The following is an 8,628-nucleotide window of genomic DNA, read 5'->3' on the forward strand; positions in this document are numbered from 1 at the left end:
AAGTTCCACTGGAAACCCAAGCAGGGCCTGCAGTCGGTGCTGTGGAACGAGGCGGTCAAGATCAACGGTGCCGATCCCGACTTTCACCGCCGCGATCTCTGGGACGCGTTCAAACGGCGGCGATTTTCCGGAATGGGAGCTCGGCGTCCAGCTGTTCGACCAGGAATTCGCCGACGGCTTCGACTTCGATGTGCTCGACGCCACCAAGATCATCCCCGAGGAAATCCTGCCGATCCGCGTCGTCGGCCGGCTCGTCCTCGACCGTGTCGTCGACAATTTCTTCGCCGAGACCGAGCAGGTCGCCTTTTGCACCCAGAATATCGTGCCGGGGATCGACTTCACGAACGATCCCCTGCTCCAGGGGCGCAATTTCTCCTACCTCGACACCCAGCTGAAGCGGCTCGGCGGGCCCAACTTCACCCACATCCCGATCAACGCGCCCAAATGCCCGGTCGCTCATTTCCAGCAGGACGGGCATATGGCCATGACCAATCCCCGCGGGCGGGTTAATTACGAGCCCAACAGCTGGGGTGCCACGATCGGCGGCCCGCGCGAAGATCCGGTCCGCGGCTTCACGAGCTTCGCCGCCACCGAGGACGGGCCGAAGCTTCGGATCCGGCCGGAGAGCTTCGCCGACCATTATAGCCAGGCGCGGCTCTTCTACGTCAGCCAGCAGCCGATCGAGCAGAAGCATATCGCCGACGCGCTCACATTCGAGCTCAGCAAGGTCGAACGGCCGGACATCCGCGCGCGGATGGTGTCGCACCTTCTCAACATCGACGAAGCGCTTGCCGAGACGGTGGCGGACGGTCTCGGGCTGCCGCAGCTTCCGGAGCCGGCGCAGGCGGCGCGGCCGACCATCAAGGATCTGCCGCCTTCGGACGCGCTCTCGATCGTCAAGAACGGCCTGCCGAGCTTCAAGGGCCGCAAGCTCGGCATCCTGCTGAGCGACGGCGCCGATGCCGCTTTGTTCAAAGCCCTGGTCAAGGCGATCGACAAGGTCGAAGCCGTTTACGAGGTCATCGCTCCGAAGATCGGCGGCGTCACCTTGTCGGACGGCACCAAGGTGGCTGCGAAGCAGAAGATCGACGGCGGGCCATCGGTGCTGTTCGACGCGGTTGCGATCGTCGTCTCGGACGAAGGCGCAGCGCTGCTTGCGGGCGACGCGGCAACCCAGGACTTCGTGCGCGACGCTTTCGGGCACTGCAAGTTCATCGGCCTCACCAAGGAAGCCGAGCCGATCTTCGCCAGGGCCGGCATCGCCGACGATCTCGACGACGCATGTCTCGCGCTCGCCAGCCCGAAGGATGCGGCGGCGTTCGTGGAAGCGATTGCTGCACTTCGCTACTGGCCGCGTGAGCTCGAGGTCGATCTCGATGCCAAATGAACTCGGGAGTCTGGCGGCGGCCGATGACGAGCCGCCGCCGCTTCCCTCGCCGGAACGGATTCAGCAGCTCCTGTTCGACGCGGCGCGGCTCGGACGTGAGGAGATGATCGCCGCGCTGCTGCAGGCTGGTGCCGATGTCACGGCAGTGGACCCGAACGGCCACAGCGCGCTCATTCTGGCAAGCTATCATGGTCATGAGGCGGCGACTGCCCTCCTTCTGCAGCATGGCTCGATCGTCGATCAGCCGGACAAGGCTCGGGGCAACACCGCCTTGATGGGCGTAGCGTTCAAGGGGCACGCCTCTATCGCAGAGCTGTTGCTCGACGCGGGGGCGGAGCCTGATGCAACGAACCTTGCAGGCCAGACCGCGCTGATGATGGCCGCGCTGTTCGGGCATGGCGCGATCGTCGATCGACTGCTGGAGCGCGGTTGCGACCCGCACCGGCAGGACGCGGCCGGCAACAGCGCAATCTCCGTGGCCCGATCCCAGAGTAATGAGGCGATGGTCTCGCGGCTCGAGGCGCGGCGGGTCGGGAGCCACGCCGTCCCGACCGGCCCCTTCCAGGGGGACGTCGTCGAAGCCGCCCAGATCGAGCAGCATCCGCGCAGCCGCTAGATGCTGATGGTGCTCGCGCCGAAATAGGCGCGGGCTTTTCCAAACACCCCCTATCCGGTCACCCCAGCCCTATCCCGTCACCCCACCCCTATCCCGTCACCCCACCCCTATCCCGTCACCCCAGCGAAAGCTGGGGTCCAGACGATGCTCGCATACGCCGCCACTGGCGAACCTGGGCTACGACGGCGACCTTCCCAACGATCGCTTGGATGCCAGCCTGCGCTGGCATGACGGATTGGGGAGGACCTTCGCCGCCAGCCGCATTTCCTGCCCGCCGGCGGCCTAGTCGTTCTGGCCGTTGCCCCGAACTATCGCCGCGAGGCTCGCGGCCAGATCCGCGTTGCGGAACGGCTTGGTCAGGCGCGGCAGGTCGGGCGCAATGCCTTGGTCGTCGGCATAGCCCGAGACGATCAGCACCGGCACGTTCGGCCGCGAGCCCCTGACTTCGCGCGCAAGATCGGTGCCGTTCATTCCCGGCATCAGATGATCGGTCACGAGCAGGTCGGGCTCGAGGCCTCTCTCCAGCAGTTGCAGCGCCTCTTCCGCCGATTCCGCCTCGACCACCGCATAGCCAAGGTCACCCAGCATGTCGGCGGTGCTCATCCGGACAAGCGCTTCATCGTCCACGAGCAAGGCGGTCCCTCGAGCGGCGGCCACGACCGCGCCATCGCTCTCGGGATCGTCGACGCTCGCTGGAGTGATGCTTGCCGGCAGCCACAATTCGATGTTCGTTCCGACCCCGGGCCGGCTCTGGATGGTGAGTGCGCCACCGAGCTGGGAGGCGAGGCCGTGCGCCATCGACAAGCCAAGCCCGGTGCCCTTGCCGATGCCCTTGGTCGAGAAGAAAGGCTCGATGGCGCGCGCTGCGGTCGCTTCGTCCATGCCGACGCCGGTATCGGCGACCGAAATGCGGACATAGGACCCCGGCCTCAGGCTTGCACGGCCGCAGGCTTTAACCTGCTCGTGGCTCGCGCTGATCCGCAAGGTGCCACCGTCGGGCATTGCGTCGCGGGCATTCACGCCGAGATTGAGGAGCGCCATTTCGAGCTGGTTCGGGTCCGCTTTGGCGGCCGGAAGCCCTTCCATCGTCTCCACGACCAGCTTGATCTGCGGTCCCGACGTGCTGGCGAGCAGGTCCGCCATCCCCTCGACGAGCTTGCCGACGTCCACCGCCGTCGGCTGGAGTGGCTGCCGCCTCGCGAAGGCGAGCAGACGCTGCACCAATGTCTTGGCGCGCTCGGCCGCCTGCGCGGCGCCGTCGATCAGCCGCCGCTCGCGCTCGCCGCCGATGCCGTGCCGCTGCAGCATGTCGAGGCTTCCGACGATCGGCGTCAGGAGGTTGTTGAAATCGTGCGCCACTCCGCCGGTGAGCTGGCCCATCGCGTCCATCTTCTGGCTCTGGCGCAGCGCCTCCTGCGCACGTTCCAGCTCTGCGGCCGCCTGCTTCTCCGCAGTGACATCCCGCCCGACCGCGTAGAAGACCTCGTCGGCCGGGACGAGGGTCCACGAGATCCAGCGCCACGAACCATCGGCATGAAGCAGCCGATCCTCGAACCCCATCACCGTCTCGCCCCCGCGCAGCTTCTCGATAATCGCGACAGCATTGTTATAGTCGTCGGGATGGACCTGCTCCGAGAATTCGCGAGCGAGAATCGTCTCGCTGTCCAGCCCGAGGGTCGCTTCCCATGCCGGGTTGATCGCCTTCAGCAGGCCATCGAAGCCCATGATCGCGAACAGGTCGCGGCTCATTTCCCAGATGCGGTTTCGCTCCGCCGTCCGCTCTGCGGCGTGCTTCGCCAGCGTCTCGTTGAGCTCGCGCAATTGCTGTTCGGCGCGGCGGCGTTCCGAGATGTCGGTGAACAGGATTGCCACTCTGCGCGCATCAGGATCACCGACACGCAAGGCGTGGACGTCGAACCAGCGGTCCATCGCGTCCGAGCCCTGTTCGAAGCGGGCGGACTGACCGGTCAGCGCCACCCGGCCGTAGGTTTCCACCCAGAATGGTTCTAGCTGCGGTACGGCCTCTCGTGCGGTCCGGCCGATTATGTCGTTCAAGCCGGTTTGACGATAAAAGGCGGGATTGGCCTCGACAAAGCGATAGTCGACCGGCCGCTGCTTTTCGTCGAGCACCATTTCGATGACGCAGAAGCCCGCCTCGATCGCCTCGAACAAGGTGCGGTAGCGAAGCTCGCTGGCGCGCAGGACGGCCTCGGCTTCATGCTCCGCGGTGCGGTCGCGGAAAATCTTGAGGTAACCCTCGCCGCCCTCGAGGCTCATCGTCAGCCCGGAGCCCCAGAAGCGCGTGCCGTCCTTTCGCACGTGCCACCGCTCGTTGAGCGCTCGCCCCTCATCTTGCGCGCGATTCATCTCGTGGTCCGGAATTCCGGCGGCAATGTCTTCGGCAGTGAAGATGATCGTGTCCGGCCGGCCCAGTGCCTCATCCTCCGGGATGCCGGTGATGCGTTCGGCGCCTTTGTTCCAGCTCGTGATGACGCCATTGCCGTCGGTGGTGACGATCGCAAAGTCCTCCGCGCCCTCGACGATCTGGCGATAGCGCTGCTCGCTCCGCTCGAGCGCCTCCTGCGCGCGGGTGGCCACGGTCACGTCGTGGCCTTCGCAGAATATACCGATGACCTGGCCGGACTCGTCGATCACGGGCTCGTAGATGAAATCGAGGAAACGCTCCTCGAAGGGCGCATCGGGCGCGCGTTGCAGGCTGATCGGAACATGATGAGCGACGAAGCGCTCGCCGGTCTCGTAAACATTGTCGAGCCAGTCGTAGAATTGCTGGTCCGCGAGTTCGGGAAAGGCCTCGCGGACCGTCTTGCCGACGAACTGCCGATCGCCGAACAACCGCGAATAGGCTTCGTTCACGAATTCGAACTCGTGGTCCGGCCCGCGCAGGATCGTGATGAAGCCCGGAGCCTGCTTGAACAGGCGGCGCTGGCGCTCCGCTTCCATCGCGGACTGGCGCTCCGCGAGAACCTTCTGCGTCGTCTCGACCACGATCGCGATCACGCCGGCCGCTTCGCCGCTTTCGTCGAGAACCGGCGAATAATCGAGGTTCATCCAGACCTGCTCGGGCCGCTCGTCCCGATACAGCGTCAGTTCCTGATCCTTGTATGAGAGGGTCCCGCCGGAAAGGCCGACCTTCATCACATTGTCGTTGAAGTCGGCCACCTCGGGCCAGCCTTCGCGGACCTTGCTGCCAAGCAGCCGCGGGTGCCGTCGACTGGCGAATTTCGAATAGGCGTCATTGTAGATCATGATGCCGTCTTCGCCCCACAACAGCACTATCGGCACCGGCGACTGGGCGAGCAGCCCGGCGGCGGTCTTCAAGCTCGCGGGCCATTGATCGATCGGCCCCAACGGGGTCGAGGCCCAATCATAATTTCGGATCAGCTCTCCCGTTGGCCCGCCGCCCTTGATGAACTTCGCGGCGTCGCGCGAGGCCGATTGCTCGATCAGCATTTTTGCTTTGTCCGTGGCTGCCAGGTCGCTGCCTGGCTCAGAAGGTGATGCCACTCCCTAGAGCCTGATCCTCTGAGGTGGAAGCGCTTCGCGCTTCCGCCGAAAGCGTGAAATAGGCTTTATTCAAGGTCTTGCGCCTGCACGCGGCCGGGTCACCGGTGCGGCTCATCAGCACACGTTAAGGCTCGCCGCCATATCCGCACTCCGCAATGACCGGTGAGGCGCGGAAGCCTGAAGCGCCACGCGGGATCATCGAGACTGGCGTGGGGCTGCCAATCAAGCCATGTGCCGAAGAAAGAGGAGAGCAGGATGGCGGAAACAGAGGCGGGTGCTCCGGCGGGGTCGGCGCTTGGCGGAGGGCCGACCGTAGACGTCAGCGAAGCGATCGATGCGGCGCCCTGGTCTTCTCATCAGAAGCTCGTGCTGGTCCTCGCCACGCTCGCGCTCGTGCTCGACGGCTTCGACACGCTCGCACTCGGCTTTGCCGCGCCCGCGCTGCTTCCCGACCTGGGCGTGACCAAGGCGGCGCTTGCCCCGGTGCTGGCCGTCGGCTTGATCGGGATGACGATCGGAGCGGCGCTCGGCGGTCTGATCGGTGATCGTCTGGGGCGCAAGGTCGCGCTCACCGGAAGCGTGATCCTGTTCGGCACGATGACCTGCGCGATGGCGCTTGCCGACGACCTGGTCATGCTCGCCGTGTTCCGCTTCATCGCCGGCTTCGGCCTCGGTGGAGCGCTTCCCAACGGTGCTGCGCTCGTCGCGGAATTCACTCCCTTTCGCCGGCGCGGAATTGCCGTCACGGCGAACCTGATTGGGATTCCGCTCGGCGGGGTGGTCGGGGGCTTCGTCGCGGCGGCGATGCTCGAATCGGTGGGCTGGCGCGGCCTGTTCGCGATCGCCGGCGCGCTCCCCCTGGTGCTGGCGGTCTTCATGCTGTTCTTCCTGCCCGAATCGCCCCGCTTCCTTGCGACTCGTTCACCCGGATCACCGGCTCTCCGCCGCACCCTGCGCAAGATGAATATCGTCGTTCCCGACGGCACGACGTTCGTCGAGCGCTCGCCGGTTAAGGTTTCGAGCCCGGGCCTCAAGGGGTTGTTCGCGCCGGCGCTGGTGCGCGACACGCTCGCTCTATGGCTCGCCTTCTTCGCGTGTCTGATGACGGTCTACATGTCGTTCAGCTGGCTGCCGACGATGCTGTCGGAAGCCGGCTATTCCCTCCAGGAAGCGAGCAGCGGCTTGCTGGCGTTCAATGTCGGCTCGATCGTCGCCGCGATCGCCGGGGCGTGGCTGATCGGCTTTTGGGGCTCCAAGATCCCGATGGTCGTGATGGCGTTCGGCGGGGCCTTCGGAGCGATCCTGTTGATGATCTTCCCGATCACGCCGTCGATGCCGACGAGCTGGCTGATCCTGGCGATGGTCTATCAAGGGGCATGCATCGTCGGCTTGCAGATCCTGCTCTACCTGCTCGCCACCAACGTCTACCCGACCGAGGTGCGGTCGACCGGAGTCGGCGCCTCGGCCGGTGTCGGCCGCATCGGCGCGGTGCTGAGCAGCTTCATCGGCGCCGCTGCGCTTGCCGCGGCGGGCGACGGCGGCTTTTACCTGGTCGCAGCGATCGCGATGGTCGCGGCCGCGCTCGGCGTCGCCCTGGTGAGCCGGCATATCGAGCCGCGCCCGTCCTGATGAGCCGGCGCCCTTCGAAATGGGAAAGGCGGCCGCTTCGGCTGCCCCCGCGGTGCACCGCCCGCGCCGAGCCGCCCGCGCGGCCCTGAGTCTTTGATCCGAGGGTTTGCGCGACGATGGATAATCTGGCCCATACGCTTGCCGGCGCCGCGCTCGCAGAAGCGGGGTTGAAGGAGAAGACCGGCCTCGGCCTCGCGACATTGATGATTGCCGCCAATCTCCCGGACGTCGATGCGCTGGGGCTGCTGTTCGGCGAGAATCTGGCGTGGCGGCGTGGCTGGACGCATGGTCCGCTGGCGCTCCTCATCCTGCCCGCGCTGCTCGCGCTGGCGATGGTCGCGTTCGACCGCTGGCAGGCGCGCCGCGGCAGCCGGCCCGCCACGAGGCCGCAGGTGCGCTTCGGCTGGGTGCTGGCGCTCGCTTATATCGGCATCCTGTCGCACCCGTTGCTCGATTTCCTCAACACCTACGGCATTCGCTGCTTGATGCCGTTCTCGGACAGGTGGTTCTACGGCGATGCGCTGTTCATCATCGACCTCTGGATGTGGACCGCCCTGGCGCTGGGCGTGTGGGTCGCGCGCCGACGCCGGCGGCGGGAGCAACCTTATCCCTCCCGACCCGCGGTCGCGGCGCTGATCGCCGTTACCTTTTATGCGGGCGCAATGGGCACCGCCGGCGTTGTCGCGGAATCGATGGTGACTCGCGAAGTGGTGGCGCGCGGGCTCGGCCCCCCTGAGATCGTGGTGGCGAGCCCGGTGCCGATCAATCCGTTCCGCCGTGCCATCGTGTTCGGCACCGGCGATGCCTATGGTTTTGGCGAGCTCAGCTGGTTACCGCGCCCGAGCCTGACGTTGTCGCCTGCGCTGGTGCCCACCAACATGGCCGATCCGGCGGTCGCGAGTGCAGCCGCGCGCAACGACGAGGTCGCCGACTTCCTCTACTGGTCCCGGCTGCCGTTCGCCGAGATCATGCGGCAGCCGGGCAAGGCGCGGGTGACGATCGGCGACGCGCGCTACAATCGCACTCCAGGCGGCCGTTTCAGCGTCGAGGCGGTCGTTCCGGAATGAGGGTCGTCGCGCGAACCAGCGCCCACAGGCCGATCGCCAGCATCGCGGTGAGAATGGTCGCATAGAGGGAGGCGCTGGTCTTGGCCGGGCCGCCCAGCAGGTGATCCAGGGTCGTCACGAGCAGCCCAAGCACCAGGCCGCAATAAGCGCCCCACGCCGCCGCGAGCGGGCCACTGCCCGCTCGTCCGGCGATCGCCGCCGTCCAGACCATCGCGCCGGCGACCAGCAGCTCGTCCATGGCCATCGGCACGAACCGCGGCTGGCCCCACCATCGCGCGATCTCGCCGCCGCCGAGCAGCAGGGCGACGGCACAGGTGACGAGGCGAAGTGGTCCCATGGCACGCCTCATCGGCCGTCCGGTCGCTCCTGCCAAGGGACCTTGAGGTGGCGAAGCCGATGCGGAA

The 8,628-nt window shown here is 66.3% G+C and carries 5 protein-coding genes and 1 pseudogene; 4 read left to right on the top strand and 2 right to left on the bottom strand.

The features are described from left to right. Both V6M48_RS11130 and V6M48_RS11135 read left to right on the top strand, forming a co-directional pair. Positions 1–1,387 (top strand): annotated as a pseudogene (locus tag V6M48_RS11130) (catalase); the annotation flags it as partial. Beyond that, positions 1,332–2,003 carry an ankyrin repeat domain-containing protein gene (locus tag V6M48_RS11135; protein ID WP_332812614.1) on the top strand — a complete coding sequence of 224 codons (672 nt, stop codon included), beginning with the start codon at positions 1,332–1,334 and terminating at the stop codon, positions 2,001–2,003. The pseudogene V6M48_RS11130 and the gene V6M48_RS11135, both read left to right, overlap by 56 nt. Positions 2,004–2,285: 282 nt before the next feature. Here V6M48_RS11135 and V6M48_RS11140 read toward each other — a convergent pair whose 3' ends face one another. Then, a complete protein-coding gene (locus V6M48_RS11140) occupies positions 2,286–5,474 on the bottom strand; it encodes a PAS domain S-box protein (RefSeq protein WP_332812615.1) in 3,189 nt (1,062 codons plus the stop codon). Between the two features lie 309 nt (positions 5,475–5,783). On the opposite strand from V6M48_RS11140, the gene V6M48_RS11145 reads away from it, so the two are divergent. Both V6M48_RS11145 and V6M48_RS11150 read left to right on the top strand, forming a co-directional pair. Then, a complete protein-coding gene (locus V6M48_RS11145) occupies positions 5,784–7,157 on the top strand; it encodes an MFS transporter (protein ID WP_332812616.1) in 1,374 nt (457 codons plus the stop codon). Between the two features lie 116 nt (positions 7,158–7,273). Then, positions 7,274–8,224: a metal-dependent hydrolase gene (locus V6M48_RS11150; protein WP_332812617.1), complete on the top strand. Its 951-nt coding sequence runs from the start codon at positions 7,274–7,276 to the stop codon at positions 8,222–8,224. Here the strand turns inward: V6M48_RS11150 and V6M48_RS11155 are convergent. After that, positions 8,196–8,561 carry a hypothetical protein gene (locus V6M48_RS11155; RefSeq protein WP_332812618.1) on the bottom strand — a complete coding sequence of 122 codons (366 nt, stop codon included), beginning with the start codon at positions 8,559–8,561 and terminating at the stop codon, positions 8,196–8,198. The genes V6M48_RS11150 and V6M48_RS11155 overlap by 29 nt on opposite strands. Between the last annotated feature and the right edge of the window lie 67 nt (positions 8,562–8,628).

The organism is Sphingomonas sp., assembly GCF_036677245.1.
GTDB lineage: Bacteria > Pseudomonadota > Alphaproteobacteria > Sphingomonadales > Sphingomonadaceae > Allosphingosinicella.